The 16,467-nt window shown below is 63.2% G+C and carries 12 protein-coding genes and 1 tRNA gene; 9 read left to right on the top strand and 4 right to left on the bottom strand.

Annotation, left to right across the window (positions count from 1 at the left end; genetic code table 11):
• The first annotated feature begins 73 nt into the window (after nucleotides 1–73).
• The 4 genes from ACE10Z_RS09710 to ACE10Z_RS09695 are packed head-to-tail and all read left to right on the top strand — an operon-like array spanning nucleotide 74 to nucleotide 6,861.
• Nucleotides 74–1,600 carry a Wadjet anti-phage system protein JetA family protein gene (locus tag ACE10Z_RS09710; protein WP_375787723.1) on the top strand — a complete coding sequence of 509 codons (1,527 nt, stop codon included), beginning with the start codon at nucleotides 74–76 and terminating at the stop codon, nucleotides 1,598–1,600.
• Complete coding sequence (locus tag ACE10Z_RS09705; protein WP_375787722.1) at nucleotides 1,593–2,231, top strand: DUF4194 domain-containing protein; 639 nt, start codon at nucleotides 1,593–1,595, stop codon at nucleotides 2,229–2,231. Before ACE10Z_RS09710 ends, ACE10Z_RS09705 begins: the two co-directional genes overlap by 8 nt.
• On the top strand, nucleotides 2,228–5,665 hold the full coding sequence (locus ACE10Z_RS09700) for an SbcC/MukB-like Walker B domain-containing protein (RefSeq protein WP_375787721.1): 3,438 nt from the start codon (nucleotides 2,228–2,230) through the stop codon (nucleotides 5,663–5,665). Before ACE10Z_RS09705 ends, ACE10Z_RS09700 begins: the two co-directional genes overlap by 4 nt.
• Before the next feature lie 2 nt (nucleotides 5,666–5,667).
• On the top strand, nucleotides 5,668–6,861 hold the full coding sequence (locus ACE10Z_RS09695) for a Wadjet anti-phage system protein JetD domain-containing protein (RefSeq protein ID WP_375787720.1): 1,194 nt from the start codon (nucleotides 5,668–5,670) through the stop codon (nucleotides 6,859–6,861).
• Nucleotides 6,862–7,367: 506 nt separating this feature from the next.
• On the opposite strand, the gene ACE10Z_RS09690 is transcribed toward ACE10Z_RS09695, so the two are convergent.
• The 3 genes from ACE10Z_RS09690 to ACE10Z_RS09680 form a co-directional block, all read right to left on the bottom strand.
• A complete protein-coding gene (locus tag ACE10Z_RS09690; protein WP_375787719.1) occupies nucleotides 7,368–8,081 on the bottom strand; it encodes a transposase in 714 nt (237 codons plus the stop codon).
• Between the two features lie 322 nt (nucleotides 8,082–8,403).
• Nucleotides 8,404–9,714: a type II toxin-antitoxin system HipA family toxin gene (locus ACE10Z_RS09685; RefSeq protein ID WP_375787718.1), complete on the bottom strand. Its 1,311-nt coding sequence runs from the start codon at nucleotides 9,712–9,714 to the stop codon at nucleotides 8,404–8,406.
• Nucleotides 9,711–10,004, bottom strand: a complete 294-nt coding sequence (locus tag ACE10Z_RS09680; RefSeq protein ID WP_375787717.1) for a multiprotein-bridging factor 1 family protein — start codon at nucleotides 10,002–10,004, stop codon at nucleotides 9,711–9,713. The genes ACE10Z_RS09685 and ACE10Z_RS09680 overlap by 4 nt, the downstream gene beginning before the upstream one ends.
• 1,049 nt (nucleotides 10,005–11,053) lie before the next feature.
• Here ACE10Z_RS09680 and ACE10Z_RS09675 point away from each other — a divergent pair.
• A complete protein-coding gene (locus ACE10Z_RS09675) occupies nucleotides 11,054–12,310 on the top strand; it encodes a hypothetical protein (RefSeq protein WP_375787716.1) in 1,257 nt (418 codons plus the stop codon).
• A 287-nt stretch (nucleotides 12,311–12,597) separates the two neighbouring features.
• Here the strand turns inward: ACE10Z_RS09675 and ACE10Z_RS09670 are convergent.
• Nucleotides 12,598–12,674: transfer RNA gene (locus ACE10Z_RS09670), tRNA-Pro, on the bottom strand.
• A gap of 79 nt (nucleotides 12,675–12,753) precedes the next feature.
• On the opposite strand from ACE10Z_RS09670, the gene ACE10Z_RS09665 reads away from it, so the two are divergent.
• The 4 genes from ACE10Z_RS09665 (at nucleotide 12,754) to ACE10Z_RS09650 (ending at nucleotide 16,335) form a co-directional block, all read left to right on the top strand.
• Nucleotides 12,754–13,740, top strand: a complete 987-nt coding sequence (locus tag ACE10Z_RS09665) for an L-threonylcarbamoyladenylate synthase (RefSeq protein ID WP_375787715.1) — start codon at nucleotides 12,754–12,756, stop codon at nucleotides 13,738–13,740.
• A gap of 111 nt (nucleotides 13,741–13,851) precedes the next feature.
• Nucleotides 13,852–15,279, top strand: coding sequence for an FAD-binding oxidoreductase (locus ACE10Z_RS09660; protein ID WP_375787714.1), 1,428 nt, complete (start codon nucleotides 13,852–13,854; stop codon nucleotides 15,277–15,279).
• Complete coding sequence (locus tag ACE10Z_RS09655; protein ID WP_375787713.1) at nucleotides 15,276–15,734, top strand: GNAT family acetyltransferase; 459 nt, start codon at nucleotides 15,276–15,278, stop codon at nucleotides 15,732–15,734. Before ACE10Z_RS09660 ends, ACE10Z_RS09655 begins: the two co-directional genes overlap by 4 nt.
• 19 nt (nucleotides 15,735–15,753) lie before the next feature.
• Nucleotides 15,754–16,335, top strand: coding sequence for a GDP-mannose pyrophosphatase (locus tag ACE10Z_RS09650; RefSeq protein ID WP_375787712.1), 582 nt, complete (start codon nucleotides 15,754–15,756; stop codon nucleotides 16,333–16,335).
• Nucleotides 16,336–16,467 lie beyond the last annotated feature (132 nt).

Genomic DNA, 16,467 nt, shown 5'->3' with positions numbered 1-16,467 from the left:
CGTCGGTTCGTGCATAATCCGAACGGATGTCGACCAACGGCCTGGTCTGCCTCCGGGGTCTGGGGAGTACCACTTGTCCTTGTTCCGTCATTTGCACGACGACGCCTTTCTGGTGTTTTCGAGGGACCACAAGCACCTCTACGCGGCGTGCCTTCTCGATCTGCATGAGCGCTACTTTACCGGCGCCCCCGCGTTCCCGACGCCGCAGCAGGTGGTCCACGCGATCTACGACGTCATGCGGGCCAACGCGTCCTATTGGAACGAGGGCGACGATTTCGGCGAGACGTTGCCCGAGGTCATTTCGTCGGGCCGTCGCCGCATCCGACGCGCCGACGTTTCCGCGACGTCGGAAAAAGGCGACAAGGCGCTAGTCCTGGCCCGTCAACTCTATGCCCGCCTGGTCGCGTCGGGATGGCTCGAAGAGGAAGAATACGGCCTGCGGGTCACGGTCGACATGGCGATGGGACCGCTGCTGGTCATCCAGCGGTTGGCGAGCCTGAACAGGGATCTTTCGCAGCGGTTCGGTGGACTGATCGTCCAGATCCGCCTGAACCTCGAAGCCGTCGAGAAGCTCACGCCGGATGTGACCGACCGCATGCAGCGGGAAGCGGCGCTCGCCGTGCGCGAGGCCCGCAACCAGGCCGACCAGTTCACCAAGAGCCTGCGCGCCATCCTCGCCGACCTCAAGCGGATCCGGCGTACCGTCATGGAGTCGAAGACGGTCGGCGACCGTCTGGAGGCCTTCTTCGAGGAGTTCGTCGACCAGCTTCTCCTCAAGGATTTCGAGTCGATCCTCACGGTCAATCACCCTTACCGCTTCCGCGACGCCATCGTCGATCTCGCGCGCAAGGTCTCCTACACCCCCGAGACGATGCAGGTGCTCGCGGAAGAATACGCCGCGGCCAGCATGGCACCCGACGTCGAGGACGGCCGCATGGCCGCCGCCGCCGATCTGCTCGCGATCGAGAACATCTTCGAACAGATCGGCGAGATGTTCGAGCGCATCGAGACCTTCAGGCGACAACTGGAGGCCCGGGTCCGGAACACGATCAAGTACGCCGAACGCGGTACGCAGGGCCTAGTCGGCCGCGCCGGCGACCTGGTGCGCCGGCTCGACCGCCTGCTTCGGGACGGTCGGCACGACGGGGCCAGCGTCGAATGGAGCATCGAGCCGCTGCGGTCCCCTTGGTCGGAGCATCATCAGGCGCCGACCCGACAGCCGCGCCGCCCCGTGGAAGCAAGGGAGCTTGCCGTGCCACCGTCGGACCCGCTGTACGAACTGCGGAAGCAGTTGCGGCTCGAGTACATCGCGCGCATCGCCCCGCGTCCCGAGGACGTCAGGCGGTTTCTCGAAGGTCAGGTGCCGCCGTTCGGCACGAAGGAAGCCAGGTTCATGGACATCGAGACGGTGGACGATTTCCTCGCGTTCGATACCGCTCGTCGGTACGCGCTGACCGGGGACGTCCCCCCCCAGATCGCCAAGGGTTTCGACCTGGAGCAGGCGCCGGACACGCCGCCGCACGATAGCGACTGGCTCAGATGCGCAAACTTCGTGGTCAAGCGCTCGGGCGCGCCGCGCGGGGACAAGGCCCATGCTTAGCGAATTCGACAACATCGAAAGGTCCGCCGGCGCGGACAAGGCAGCCGATCTGCGGAGAGCGCTGCACTTCCTCCTGCGCAAACAGTTCGTGTTCGCCGGCGATCCCCGCACCGGGACGGTCTACAACACGATCATGGACGGCCGCTTCCGCGACGTCGTGGACGGCTTCTTCGACAGTTGCGGTTACCGCGTCCAACGCGATCCCGAAGCGCAGTGGGCTGGAATCCTGGCGATCGACGAGGACGTGCCTTTGCCGCGCATGCGTCTCGACGAGACCATCGTGACGCTCGTCCTCGCGGCGCACTGGCAGGAGGAGGTCAACGTCGGCGCCGTCGAGGACCGCGCCGTCGTCGTGACGACGTTGAACGTGCTGCACGACCGCTACAAGGACATGGTGCAACCGAATGGAGGCGGCGCCATCGGCATCAACCGTTTCCGAGACATCCTGAAAGAGGCGGCCCAGCGCAGCCTGGTCGAGATCGGCGACTACGACAACGAACAACAGGACTGCGAGATCCGGATCCGGCCGATGATCAAGCTGATCAGCGGCGGCGATGCCCTCACCCGGCTTGAGCGGTACGCCCGCAGCGAGGAGGCCAGATCGCCCCAGCCCGCAGGGGACGAGGCATGATGGAATTGCGTCACCTCGCGATGGTGGCTTGGCACCTGTTCGACATCGCCGACATTCCCGTGAACGGCCATATCGGCGTGCTCGGCGAGAACCGGTCCGGCAAGTCGACCATCCTCGACATGGCCCAAGTCGTGCTCACCGGAGGCAACCGCCGCTTTCTGCGGCTGAACGCGGTCGCGGGCGACAGCGGAAAATCCCGCAGCGGCTCCAAGCGCAGCGTCGTCGACTATTGTCTGGGGGCCCTCGGCGAGGACCAGCGGCGGAGGGACGATGCGCGCACCTACGTCTCGCTCGGCTTCGAGGACACTGAAGGTCTTCGTCCGCCGGTGACCATCGGCATGGCGCTCGAGGCACGAAAGGCGGACAGCAAGGAGACGGTCCTCGCCCTGTTCGTCGCCGTCGGCACGATCCTCACGACCGAAGACTTCATCGAAAAGCGCGGGGCCTCGAAATTCCCGGCACAGTGGGAAGAGGTGCGCGCACGCATCCTGACGAAAGTCGGCGATCAATACTTTGTCAATCACCGTGACCGGGCGGGAGACTTCGTCCGCGAGTACATGCGCCACCTGCTGCCGCACGCGCCCTACGGCGAACAGAACGCGAGCGCGTTGCAGAAGTCGATCGTCAACGCGATGACGCTGGACCATAACCAGACCGCGACGCAATTCGTCCGGACCTATATCCTCGAAGACAGCCCCATCGGGATCAAGGACCTGCGCGAATCGATCCAGACCTACCAGAACATCAGCGAGACGATCCGGAAGATGCGCCTCAAGTTGGATGCGCTGAAGGAATTGAGGACGATCATCGCGACCCTCGAAAACGCGTTGGAGACGAAGTTCCGGGAGCAGTGGATCGCCAAGCGTGCGGAGTGGTTGGCCGCCCGCGCGGTCAACCGGGACTTCAGGACCAGGCTGCGGCTCGCGACCGCGCAACGCGACACCGCGTCCGACGAACTCAAGTTCCTCGCGGGCGACATGAAGGCGATCGACGACGAGATCCAGCGCCTCACCGAAGCCATCGCCGAGCACGACGCCAAGACCGGCAGGAAATCGCTGCAGCAGTCTTCATCGGTGGCAGACCAGTCCGCGCAGCGAGCCGCCGCGGACTTCAGGGCTCGTCTCGACGCGATCCGCCGCCTGCAGCCGCTTCGTGCGATGCGCGGACGTGGCTTCGACGATTTCATCCCCCTCGTCGACGATCTGCTCGTCGCGGCCGACCGTGCCGCGGTCACCTCCCTCCCCGAGGAAATTTCCACCGCCGAGACGGCGCTCATCGCATCCGGAACGGAACGGCTCGCCAGGATCGATGAAGCCCGTCAGGAGGTCATCGCGAAGGCGGCCCAGTTACGCACGCAGCGCGACGAACTTTTGGGTCGCATTCGACAGCACTCCACGGGAGGAGCGCGGGCGCATCTCGAACCGGACACCGAACGACTCTGCCAACGGTTGCGGCAGAAGGGCATGGCGCCACGGGTGCTCTGCGAGTTGATCGAGGTTGCCGACCCCGAATGGGCGGGTGCGGCGGAAGCGTTGCTCGGCCGCGACCGCGACGCGGTCTTCGTCGACCGGCCGGACATCGGTGCCGCGACTTCGATCTTCAAGGAGGGGCGTCGCGAATTCCGACGCACTTCCCTGGTCAGCCTCAACAAGCTGGAGCAGTTCAAGGCCCGACCGGACCGCGGAACGTTTCCGTCGATCTTCCGCACCGACGATCCGGATGCGTTGTCGTTCATCATGCGGAGATACGGCACCGTGCGGTTGGCAGAAACGCTCGACCAGTTCAACAGGCCGGGTCGCGCGATCATGAAGGACGGCCTCTACGACGACGGCCTGGTGCGAACGCATCGGTCGATCGATCCTTCGCAACACAAGATCGGCAAGGTCGCTCAGGCGAACGCGTTGCGCGCCCTGCAGGACCAGGCCGACGAGCTGTCGACTTCGCTGGACCAGGCAGCGATGGAAGTCCAGGTGGCCGACGACGCCTTCATGGCCCTCAAGGCGCTGTGCGAAACGTCGACGACGGACTTGAAGGCTCACGCCGCCGCTTACGCCGCCGCCCTGTCCGAGAAGGCCGAGGCGGATGCCGAGCTGTCGGCGCTGGACGGCGCCGGCGACGGCGGCCTTCGCAGCAAGAGGACGGCGCAATACGATCTCAAGCAGAAGAGGATCGGCGAGCGCGAGACCCAGCAGAACGCGTTCAACAAGCACGACGGCGAAGCGAGGACGGCAAGGAACAGGCTCGGCGACGGTGAGAACGTTCCCGGCTCCGAGCTCAATCTGAAGGTCGCCTGGTCGCTTTTCTCAAAGAACCGATCGCTCTACGCCGCGGCCAAGGGGCGGACCGCCTATCGGTCCCGTCTCGACGCCCGCGCGCAGAGGACCGAGGCGGAGAAGCACCGCGCCATCGCCGAGAAGGCGGTGAAGGATACCGAAGCCGCGGACGCCGAACGCGGACGGATCGAGCGCCGCGTGCGCGAATTCCTCGACGGCTACTTCGAAGAATTCGGAACGCAGTCGCAGATCGGCATCGAGAGCGAACCTCTCCGGGAAGTGAAACCGTGGATGGATCTGCTTATCGACGACATCGAGTCCAACGAACTGCGTCAGTACGAACGGCAGGCGCGCGATGCGGCCGAGAAGGCAGCCACGTTGCTGCGCGGCGAGTTCATCAACGCTCTGACCTCGCGCATCGGCAAGATGGAGCGTGACCTGCAGTCGCTGAACCGCAGCCTGCACATGCATCCGTTCCACAACGAACGCTACTCGTTCCACCGGACCCAGGTCGTCGAATTCCAGCCGATCCTCAAAATCATCGAGATCGGCAAGACCTCGCCGGAAGCGCTCGACATGCTCTTCCGCGGTGACGTGCCGGAGGGCTTTCCGCACAAGGACACGATTCTGGCGCTCGAAGCGCTGCTCGAGGATCCGGACAAGGACTTCACCGAGTTCGAGGATTACCGGAACTTCTACACCTTCGAGATCCATATGGAGGACGTCGTGACGGGGCGCTCGACCCGATGGGAGCAGCGCCGAGGTACTGGGTCCGGAGCCGAGCAGCAGGTGCCGATCTACGTCGCGATCGGCGCGTCGCTGGCGGCGGTCTACGGCAGCGCCGAACGGCGGGCAGGAAAGCCATCGGGCTTCGCACTCGCCATGTTCGACGAAGCGTTCTCGAAGATGGACGGTCGAAACCAGCGCCAGATGATGAGCTTCTACAAGAACCTCGGTCTGCAGTTCGTCATCGCCGCCCCCTTCGAAAAGCGCGTGGCCGTGCTAGAGCACATGGACACGATCGTCGAGGTCGACCGCATCGGCGAACAGTCCAGGGCCACCGTCGTCTCCTTGAAGGAAAAGGCCAAGCAGGAACTGATGGCGATGGATCCCGACATGATCTCCGACGCGGACCTCGCCGTGCGGCTCGCGGCGGAGTAGCCATGCCGCGTCGCTTTACCGATGCGAACGAGCTTCTTGGCGACTTGCTCGACCGCTTCGAGGCCGGCACCGCCAGTCCGATCGGCTATCCGGATTACGGAGCGTTCGTATCGGTCGTGGCGACGGACGCGTTCCTGAAGGCGATCTCGCGCGCCGAAGAGGCCGGTGCGGTGAGCCTGGCGCGCGGCCGCGGGCTCAAACGAAACGAGATCGCGCACATCCGGCTCGCGTCGGCCGATTCCCTATATCGGCATGTCGGCCGAACTCCCGCCCCCGAGATCGCCGAGGACGCCGCCGGGCGGCTCGTCGCCGGGCTCGAACTGGATCCCCACCTCAAGGACGCCGTGGCGGGTATCGCGGCGGCATGGAGCAAGAGCAAGACTTGGAATGCGTTCGCCCCGGCGGACGCCGATCGCCTTCGCGACGCGTTCGTGCTCGCGCAGGCGATCCTCGACGGCAAGCACGTGAACGTCGACTATCGGACCTTCTCGAGAAGGACAGTCGGCAACAGCAAGACGCTGGAGCGACTTGAAAATGCCGTCGTCCGCCTTCTCGGCGCGATCATCGATCTCCCGCCAGAGGCGAAACCGCGGGCGGCGCTGCGCGCCATCGGCCTCGAGCGGTTCGCCCCGCCGCTGCTGATCGCCGGCCGCGTCGACCTCGAAGCAACCGATCTCTCGGGAGTCACGCCTCTCTATCTCGGTGTAGCGCCAACCGAGGCGGGCCGCATCCGCTTCCGGGAGCCGCCTGCCTACCTGCTCACGATCGAGAATTTCGCGAGTTTCAACCGCCACATCATCGAGGCCGATCCTTCGCGTCTAGGGACGACCGTGTATGTGGGTGGTTACCCGTCACTGGCTACGCAGCAGGCGCTGCGTGTGCTCGCCGATGCCCTGCCGATGGACATCCCGATCTTCCATTGGTCCGACATCGATCCGGACGGGACCTGGATCTTCCGGACCATCGAGCAAGCCATCGGGCGAAACGTCCGCCCGCACCTCATGACTCCCGACATAGCGGAGGCCTTCGGCGCGATACCCTCGATGAAAGCGACCCTCGCTCGCTGTCCGGCAGATTCAAGTATCTTCGAGTTGGTCGCCTACCTCTCCCGAGAGAACGCGAAGACCTTGGAGCAGGAGGAGCTCGACCCGAAGCTGCCTCCGATATTTCCGGCGGCGCTGGAATTGCCGTCGTAGATAGATCGGCGTTTCTCCGCCGATGCGGAGCAGACAGTGGGCGGGCTCTCGAGAACTCTGCTCTGCCTCATCCTTCCAATTTACGGATCGATACGACTTCTCCATCGGCTCTCTTCGGTCGGGTCGCTGCGACGATCACCGGGCTGTCGGACCTGCCGGCGCCCGGTCCGCTAGATTTTCGGGAAGATTTTTGTACGGGGCTTGTACAAGATTTTCGAAAACGACGGAATTTCGGAGCCGAAAACGCTCGAAATGGCCATGTTTTAAAGGGGAAAGCCGATTGGAGCGGGCGAAGGGAATCGAACCCTCGTATGCAGCTTGGGAAGCTGCGAGCTCTTCTGGCCACTCAATAATGCAGGTATCGACACCGGAGGGACGTCTGACCGAGGAACGCAGTGCATTTGCGGGGTGACTTGCACCCCCAAGGACTGCTACACACACCTGCTACACAGACCGCCAGGCGGATCTGCAGAAAGTGCGCTATTTCCGGGACTTTTCGCTACTCTTTAGCCTGATGGCGTAGAGAGTGGGATTCGCCCCCCGGGGAACGTGTAGGCATCAGAAGCAGCATCCATCAGAATGACCGCTTCAAAATCGCGAATGCACGATCGCAAAGCGGTACTTCGAAATCCCTCCTTTCCGGATCGAATTCCGTCTTCATCCGCTCCGCGACGGACCCTTTGCATTAGTGTGACAGCTTGCGCCGAGCCCGCGATCGCGGCCATAACTCGCCGCAGCGCGTCTCCATCAACGTCACCGTCGACCCGGATGCGGTGTCCGCTACCGAGATCAATCTCGATGATGCCCTGGCTCCTCCGTCGACGCGCCGGCGCCGTCGTCAGTGGCGCTTCGGCCACATCTCGCGGCGGCACAGACGGCCCAATCTCGACCGGCACCAACGGCGCTATACTCGTATCACCGTGCTTGCAAAGCTCTTTGCGCCACCTGAACAGCTGGCTCACATGAAGGCCGGCTATGCGAGCCACCTCGGAAACAGTGGCTCCGGGCTCGAGCGATGCTGCAACTAGCCGTTCCTTCTCATCCTGCGACCACCGACGCCGCCGCTCGACCGTTGTGATCACCTCTGCCCGCGAAATCGTCATAGCGCTTTTCCCAGGATTCTTGCGATCTTCTGCAGAACCCATGAGAGCTAGCTGCTTTCGTTCGCCGGTTTCCTTATCGCGCGACAGTTGATCGACCTTGGCCTGCGAACGCGTCAATTGTTCTCTATAAGTTTGGGCGGCTGGCAATATTTGTCTGATCGCCACATCGGACTTTCACACGGGAGAGGTCCAAGGTTCTATCCCTTGTGCGTCCACCATTCACCTCAATTCAATAAATCAGTGAGTTATGGCTCCAGCTCCCTCAATGCGTGGACACACACAACCGCCGATCACTCTGCCGTGATCTTGATGACTCCAGGATCGGCTCAGGACCTACGATATCCTGGCGCTGGACGACGGCGACAATGGCCTCGAAGACGGTGTCTCGCCCGTCCCAGGTCGCTGACTTCGGGCGGCAACCGCAAAAGAGCATCACAGGTCACGGTGCCGGCGCGGCGGTCGCTCCGTATTGTTTTACGATTACCTCGCAGCGTACCGAAATGCCGTCTAGCATCGCATCGAGCACCGGTTCCTTCAGTCCGCGGTCCCGCGCTTCCTTCACGACGTCGCTCAGCGCGTCCGGTATCTGCTCGGCGAGCGCGGCCAACCGCGCGATCATCTCGTCGGGATCCATCTGCATAAGCTTCGCCTGGCGCTCCCAATGCCGCGGCTGGATTTCGGAAAACTTGTAGTAGCCACCGATCTTCATCGCCATCCGCAGCCTGCGCCGCTCGTGTTCGTCGTCGTCGTAGGGTACGAAGCTCAGGACGTCGTACATCGGCGCGAGATACATCCTCCGCCCCGGAAGATGGACGACCGAGAAGTTCTTCGCGTGGGTGTCGGTACCGAACACCAAGAAGTTGAACGCGATCATCTCGGCGAACTTCGCCTTGTCCGCCTCGGGATCGGTGGCATAACGCAGCACTTCGTTGGAGATCTGCTCAATCGAGGGACCGCCATCGCTCTGGTACTTCGTGGCGGGATGCACGCCGAGCGCCTGGCACATATCCTCCTGGTGAAATCGTCGGACCACACTGTCGGTGCCGATCTCGCGGTCGTATCTGGTGACGACGACCGCGACCTCTTCACCGAATTTTCCGACCTTTACTTCGGCTGAAGTGATTCCTACGCGGCGCGCCAGACGCAGGCATGCGTATTCGTTCTCGGTCGTGCCTCGGAGATGAGGCATGGGCGGCTTGAGGATGTGCGTGGTCGCGCGGCGGCCGCTCGGTACACCCCACCTCTTTCCGTCGAACAGCAAGGCCATCTTTGGCTGCGCGCCGGCGAGACTAAAGTGCCCCCGGTCGCTGTCGCGGCGTCCCGTCCACGTCCTCTCCTCGCGCAGGCGCTTGAGGCGGTCTCCGACCTCCGCTTCGTCGATCCACTGGACCTCACCGGCGGAGTCAGCATTGGCGGCCATCCATTCGTCGGTAACGATCTGGATCGCGCCCGCGCAGTCCTCTCCGACCTTGGACAGTAGAGCGAACGCGCTGTTCGGCGATACGCCGTAGATCTGCCCCCACTTCTGCAGAGTCTGGTCATTGTCCGGAAGCAGATTCCAGAGATAGTTGGCCACCTTGGCGCCTGAGTGCTTCTTGGCGGCGAGAGGCAGGGACATAGACAGCGGAATCTGGATCCTATCCGCCACGAGCCAGCGGTCGGCATACTCGAGGCCCAGTACGCCGCTATCCATCTGCTCAATGCGACCGATTGGGACGCCGCCCATCAGGACATTCAGGAATTTGCTCATCGGCCCGGTCCTTTGAGGAAGCTTGGCTCGTCGAGCGCGAGGTCACCGGTGTCCAAGGGCTCGTCTCGAACGGACTTTGGAAAGCTGTCGATGCTCAGATCCACCCCCAGAATGGCCATCGCCTTGAGCACCGTCCCGAGGCTTGGATTCTCGAGGCGGCCCGTTTCGAACTGGGAGATCCATTCCTGATTGGTTCCGAGCTTGGCGGCGAGCTGCTTCTGGGTCAGGTTCCGCTCCTGACGGGCCTGTCTCATGGCCAGTCCCAAATCGTTGATTGTCTTCAAAATCATGGGACGCCTCCTTTATGAGTTTTAGAATATGTATGCGAAGTATGAGTTATACGCAATACTGCGTATTAGCTTTACCTCATAAATCCAAAATATATCTTAAAACTAATAGCGGAACCGAGCCGTCTAACGGTGTCCTACCCGGTATGGCGAAAAGACTGGGTGGCCGATCGGCGGAGGCGTTTGCATCGTGACTGGAGCCGTCTCCTGACAGCCGCCGAGCAACGCCGATTTTGCCGGCGAACACATCCTCGATCCGAATATCACTTATCCGTCGACGATAACTACCGTGCGGTGACCGGCCGCGGACGCGTTGCGGAATACCCGGCTCGCCAAGCCCCCGATGATGCGAGGCCGCAGATGCGATGTCGATCCCACTCAAGACACGGACGGTCTTCGTTTCGTTCGCTCTTTGGTCGTTCACGACCGCAGCGACGGCCGGTCAAGTGTCGTACCGATATGCCGACGTCGCGGGAGGAAGATATTCTAGCGCGAGGCCGGAGATCCGGTGAAATCGCTGCTGCTGCACGGCTTTCCGTCCCCGTCGCACCAATTCCGGGACGCGATTCCCCTGCTCGCTTCCTGATTCCACGTGATCGCCCCGATCCGCCGGGCATGGGACACAGCGACGGCTCCGCCGGTCGGTACTCCTGTGACTCACTGATCAAGAGGCTCAACCGGTCCGATTTGTACTCCGCAGCCGCCGATTGCCATCGCTAGCCAAACAGTGAAGCTTTCCGAGAACAGATTTCGCATACCTTGGACCTTGCGGCCGAGCCGAAGGCCTCGCCAACTCATGAGTACCTTGCCCAACACATGTCAAAGCGCAAGATCGACAAACTCGCCCGCGCGAAGGCGCGGCCCCATCCCGCCCAATGGGATGAGGACGAAGCAATGACCCTTTTTGAGGCTACCGCTGTGTTTTTTCCGCACGGTCCGCTGACATTGTCATCGCTGCGCAGGGCTGCGGCCGTGGGGACGCTTGAAATCGCCAAAGTGGCCGGCAAAGATTTGACGACACCTCGCGCAATCCGCAAATTGGTGAAACCGTCATGCCGGGCCGCAAAGCCAAGCCGCCACGGCTCTGGTTTAGAGAGAACGACGCAACCTGGATCATCCTCGATCGTGGCCGGCAAATCCGCACAGGCTGCAACCGCGAAGACATTGACGGGGCTGCGAAGGCGCTCGAGACCTACATCGGGGAGCGGCATACCAGCACCATCGGCGCAACTGACCCGAGCGCCCTAGCAATAGCCGACGTCCTTACAGCTTACGAGATTTCAAAGCGGCCGAAAGACAAAGATGACGAGCGCGCGTGGTTGCAACATGACCTGCTCCTTATTCGACTGCTCGATCTCAACAACTTCTTTGGCGATAAAACCGTCAGTGAGCTCAAAGCGCAGCTCTGTCGCGACTTTGTCGATTGGTCAACCGGCATTGCGAACGACAATAATAGGAAAACCGGCATTAAGCCGCGCAATGGGACAGTCTCCGATCAAACCGCGCGGCGGCGGCTCGAGGATTTGCGAGCGGCTGTGAACGCCTACCATGCGGAGCACACGCTCAGTGTCGTTCCAAAGATCACGCTTCCTCCCAAGGCAGAAGGACGACACCGCTGGCTGACTCGCAACGAGGCGGCACGCCTGCTCGGAGCAGCGATTGGCTACGTGTGGGATATCGAGCGGGACACATGGAAGCGCAGCGAGAATGGCGCGCTCTTGCGTCGAGAACGTTGGATCATTTGTCGTCGCTATCCTGCGGCGCGCTTCTGCCTGATTGGCATGTACAGCGCTCGTCGCGAAGAGACCATCCGCCGCACTCAGTGGCTGCCTACAACAACCCATCCGTGGATGAACCTGGAGGCGATGGTCTACCAGGGCAAAGGGGTGCTGGAGCGGTCGACCAAGAAACGGCGGCCGCCAGCAAAGATCGCTAGCCGCCTCCGTCCGCACTTGGTTCGTTGGCGCAGGATCGACCACGCCCGGTCGGAAGAACTCCGCGCCGCGGGGATCATGAGAGCGGGTGACCAAATCCGGTTCGTCGTGAACCGCATGCACGACGGCCTGCCGCTTGCCGGCAAGATCAGAACAGCTTGGAAAGGTATTCTGGAGGATGCCGGGCTGGGCGATGATGTCGTCCGGCACTCACTGCGTCATACTGCGGCGACATGGCTGATGCAGGCGGGCGTCGACATGTGGGAAGCGGCGGGCTGGCTCGGAATGACGGTTGAGCAATTGGAGGCCAACTACGGCCATCACCACCCGGACTTTCAGGAAGGAGCGGCGGAAGCGTTTGGGGGCAGGTGCTGAGCTGAGCACTACTCGTCCCGAGCTATTCGTGCTTTGATGGGCTCAAGATCAGCTCGTAGGTCCGAGGAGGACTTGTGGTGCTTGACGATGTTCTACGTAGCATCGTGCTAGGGGCTAGTTCCCTCGCGCTTCCCGATCGTTCTTTTTCCGGTTTCGACAAGCGTAGGGTCGTCGCAGGTGGCCGCTTGGCGCGTGCCTCGAGGGAGGCAGACATGGCTGCCGCGCCTCAAATCGTTGCGCATTTCATTGCGCACAAAAAACGGCGAAACTATAAGTGCTTGGAAGAATGGTCGGAGTGGCAGGATTCGAACCTGCGACCCCTGCGTCCCGAACGCAGTGCTCTACCGGGCTGAGCCACACTCCGACTAAGAGGCCGGCTTATAGCGTCGGGTTTCGGGGACCGCAAGGGATCACAAGGCGCCCAATTGAGGAATCTAGTCACAGTGGATACAGGCCTGAAAACGCACGTATTGCCCGCCGGCGCGGCCGCCACGGCGACCGCCGCCGGGGTCCTGGCCGAGGGCGGCCTGGTGGCGTTTCCGACCGAGACGGTTTACGGGCTCGGCGCCGACGCCGGCAACGCCTCCGCGATCGCCCGGCTCTACGAGGCCAAGGGCCGGCCGGCCTTCAATCCGCTGATTGCCCATGTCGCCGATCTTGGCGCCGCGCGCCGCATCGCCCTGTTCAATGGGCAAGCGTTGCGACTGGCGGAAGCGTTCTGGCCCGGCCCCCTCACCCTGGTGCTGCCGAAGGCGCTCTCGTGCCCGGTCGCCGAGCTCGCGACCGCTGGGCTCGATACGGTCGCTATCCGCATTCCGGCCCACAAGGTGGCGCGCGACATCATCAAGGCGTTCGGCGGTGCCGTGGTAGCACCGTCGGCCAATCTCTCCGGCCATGTCTCGCCCACCACGGCCGAGCATGTGAACGTCGATTTGGCGGGCCGGATCGACATGATCGTCGACGGCGGCCCGGTCGAGGTCGGCGTCGAATCCACCATCGTCGGCTGCTTCTCCGATCCCGTGCTGCTGCGGCCGGGCGGGCTGACGCGCGCCGAGATCGAGCGTGTGCTCGGTCATCCGCTGCAATCGCCGCCGCAGGACGCCGAGAGCGACGCTCAGCCGATCGCCCCGGGCATGCTCGCCTCGCATTATGCGCCGCGGACACCGGTCCGGCTCAATGCCAGCGACGTCCATGTCGGCGAAGCCTTGCTGGCGTTCGGGCCGGTCAAGGTCGGGCGACGCGAATGCGCCTCCGTGGAGATGAACCTGTCCGAGCGCGGCGATCTTGCCGAGGCCGCCGCCAATCTGTTCGGCTACCTTCGTACGCTCGACAAGAGAAACGCAGATGCTATCGCAGTGATGCCCATACCCGAGGACGGGTTGGGCGAAGCGATCAATGACCGGCTGCGCCGCGCAGCGGTTGGGCGGTAACAAGCATGACCCGGAAAAGTGCGAGCCGGTTTTCCCCGCGACAAACGCGAAGCGTTTGCGCAGAGGTCATGCCCAGGTAAAGATCCCGACTGAGTGAAAGACCAAGAAGAAATGAACATCGTCCAATCAGCGGTGCCGCCGCTTCCGCCCGAATTGCTTGCAAAATTCCGCGCCATCGTCGGCGACAAATATGCCGTGACCGATCCCGCTGACATCAAGCCATACGTGACCGAGGAGCGCGACCTGTTTCACGGCCGCTCGCCGCTGGTGCTGCGCCCGGGCTCGACCGCCGAAGTCGCCGCGATCTGCAAGCTTGCGAGCGAGCACAGGATCGCGCTGGTGCCGCAGGGCGGCAACACGGGCCTGGTCGGCGGCCAGACGCCGCATCATGGCGAGGTCGTGGTGTCGCTGCGGCGCCTCGACAAGATCCGCGACATCGATGTCGAATCCAACACCATGACCTGCGAGGCCGGCGTGGTGCTGCAAATCGCGCAGCAGAAGGCAGCCGACGTCGACCGGCTGTTCCCGCTGTCGCTCGGCGCGGAAGGCAGCTGCACCATCGGCGGCAACCTCTCGACCAATGCCGGCGGCACCGGAGCGCTCGCCTACGGCGTGGCGCGCGAGATGGCCCTCGGCGTCGAGGTCGTGCTCGCGGATGGCCGCGTACTCAACGCCTTGTCCAAGCTGAAGAAGGACAACACAGGCTACGACCTGCGCAACCTCTTCATCGGTGCCGAGGGTACGCTCGGCATCATCACCGCCGCGACCTTGAAGCTGTTTCCGAAGCCCCGCGCGGTCGAGACCGCTTATGTCGGCCTGAAGTCGCCGGCGGCGGCATTGAAGCTGCTGTCGATCTCGCGCAACGAGGCGGCAGGCAGCCTGACGAGCTTCGAATTGCTCGCCGACATCGCGGTCGATTTCTCGATCCGCCACGGCATCGACATCCGCGATCCGCTGGAGAGCAAGCACCCCTGGTACGTGCTGATGGAGTTGTCGTCTTCGCGCGACGATGCGCGCGATGCGCTGGAGGCGATCCTCGCCCAGGGCATGGAAGACGGCATCGTCGACGACGCTGTCATCGCCGCCAATTTGAGCCAGCGCCAGGCGTTTTGGAAGCTGCGCGACGAGATGTCGGCGGCGCAGAAGCCGGAGGGCGGCTCGATCAAGCACGACATCTCGGTGCCGGTCGCGGCCGTGCCTGCTTTCATCGCGGAGGCCAATGCGGCGGTGGTGAAGCTGATCCCGGGCGCGCGGCCGGTGCCGTTCGGCCATCTCGGCGACGGCAACATCCACTATAATGTCAGCCAGCCGGTCGGCGCCAATGCGGCCGACTTCCTGGCGCGCTGGCACGAAGTCAATGCCGTGGTGTTCGAGATCGTGCTGCGGATGGGCGGCTCCATCTCGGCCGAGCACGGCATCGGCGTGCTCAAGCGCGACGAACTGCCTGACGTCAAGGACAAGGTCGCGATCGAGCTGATGCGGCAGGTCAAGGCGATGCTCGATCCGCTCGGCATCATGAACCCGGGCAAGGTGTTGTGACCGTGCAGGCGACAACGCCCTGCTCTCTCGCCATTGCAGAGATCACCGACGCCGATATCGCCGCTGTCGTCGCGCTGTGGCAGGCGTGCGGCCTGACCCGGCCGTGGAACGATCCGACCGCTGACATCGCGCTGGCGCGGCGCGGTCCGGGCTCGGCCGTGCTGGTCGGCCGCAGCTCGAACACGATCGTCGCAACCGCGATGGTCGGCCATGATGGCCATCGCGGCTGGGTCTATTACGTCGCGGTCGACCCCGACAGCCAGGGCAAGGGGCTTGGCCGCGCGATCATGGCGGCGGCTGAGGACTGGCTGCGCCGGGCCGGCGTGCCGAAGCTGCAATTGCTGGTGCGCCGGGAGAACGCCAAGGCCGGCGCATTCTACCAATCGCTCGGCTATGAGGAGTCGACCTCGGTGATGCTGGCCAAATGGCTCGACGGCCGCGAAACGACGTCGTGACGGAATTGAAGGGTTACGCATGAGCATCGCCGACCGCGTCCGCGTCAAGGACGTCCAGCTGCTTTCGAAGCGCCGCTACGAACTGAAGAGCGCGACCTTCGACTACCGCCGAAGCAATGGCGAATGGCAGACCCAGGTGCGCGAGGTCTATGACCGCGGCAACGGCGCGGCGCTGTTGCCCTACAATTTGAGCGCCCGCACCGTGGTGCTGGTACGCCAGTTCCGCTACCCCGCTTTCGCCAACGGCTATGATGATCTCCTGATCGAGGCCGCCGCCGGCATGCTCGACGATGCTGCGCCGGAAGCACGCATTCGCGCCGAGGCGGAGGAAGAAATCGGCTACCGGCTCGCGCATGTGCGCAAGGTGTTCGAAGCCTTCATGACGCCGGGCGCGGTGACCGAGAAGCTGCATTTCTTCGTCGCCGAATACGACGCCGCGATGCGCGTCAGCGATGGCGGCGGGCTCGCCGACGAGGGCGAGGACATCGAGGTGCTGGAGCTTGCGATCGACGACGCGCTCGCCATGATCAGCGATGGCCGCATCGTCGACGGCAAGACCATCATACTGCTGCAATACGCAGCGCTGCATCTGTTCAAGTGAACGCCGCCTCGTCCCGGCCCGAGGCGGCTCGCGCGATTAGCCAGACAAAAATATCGAAAACAACCCCATGCAAAGTAGCCGGCGGTGGCCGGCGCTCGACTTGACACGTCGGGCAACTCACGGATACGTTTC

The organism is Bradyrhizobium sp. Pha-3, from assembly GCF_042258615.1.
Classification (GTDB): domain Bacteria; phylum Pseudomonadota; class Alphaproteobacteria; order Rhizobiales; family Xanthobacteraceae; genus Bradyrhizobium.
Note: the sequence above shows the minus strand (reverse complement) of the source record. Positions and strands in the feature narration are given on the sequence as shown.

Bases quoted from the DNA above. Each gene is read 5' to 3' on its own strand.
- ACE10Z_RS09705 (WP_375787722.1), top strand. From the start codon at position 1,593: ATGCTTAGCGAATTCGACAACATCGAAAGGTCCGCCGGCGCGGACAAG.
- ACE10Z_RS09700 (WP_375787721.1), top strand. From the start codon at position 2,228: ATGATGGAATTGCGTCACCTCGCGATGGTGGCTTGGCACCTGTTCGAC.
- ACE10Z_RS09695 (WP_375787720.1), top strand. From the start codon at position 5,668: ATGCCGCGTCGCTTTACCGATGCGAACGAGCTTCTTGGCGACTTGCTC.
- ACE10Z_RS09685 (WP_375787718.1), bottom strand. From the start codon at position 9,714: ATGAGCAAATTCCTGAATGTCCTGATGGGCGGCGTCCCAATCGGTCGC.
- ACE10Z_RS09680 (WP_375787717.1), bottom strand. From the start codon at position 10,004: ATGATTTTGAAGACAATCAACGATTTGGGACTGGCCATGAGACAGGCC.
- ACE10Z_RS09675 (WP_375787716.1), top strand. From the start codon at position 11,054: ATGCCGGGCCGCAAAGCCAAGCCGCCACGGCTCTGGTTTAGAGAGAAC.
- ACE10Z_RS09660 (WP_375787714.1), top strand. From the start codon at position 13,852: ATGAACATCGTCCAATCAGCGGTGCCGCCGCTTCCGCCCGAATTGCTT.
- ACE10Z_RS09650 (WP_375787712.1), top strand. From the start codon at position 15,754: ATGAGCATCGCCGACCGCGTCCGCGTCAAGGACGTCCAGCTGCTTTCG.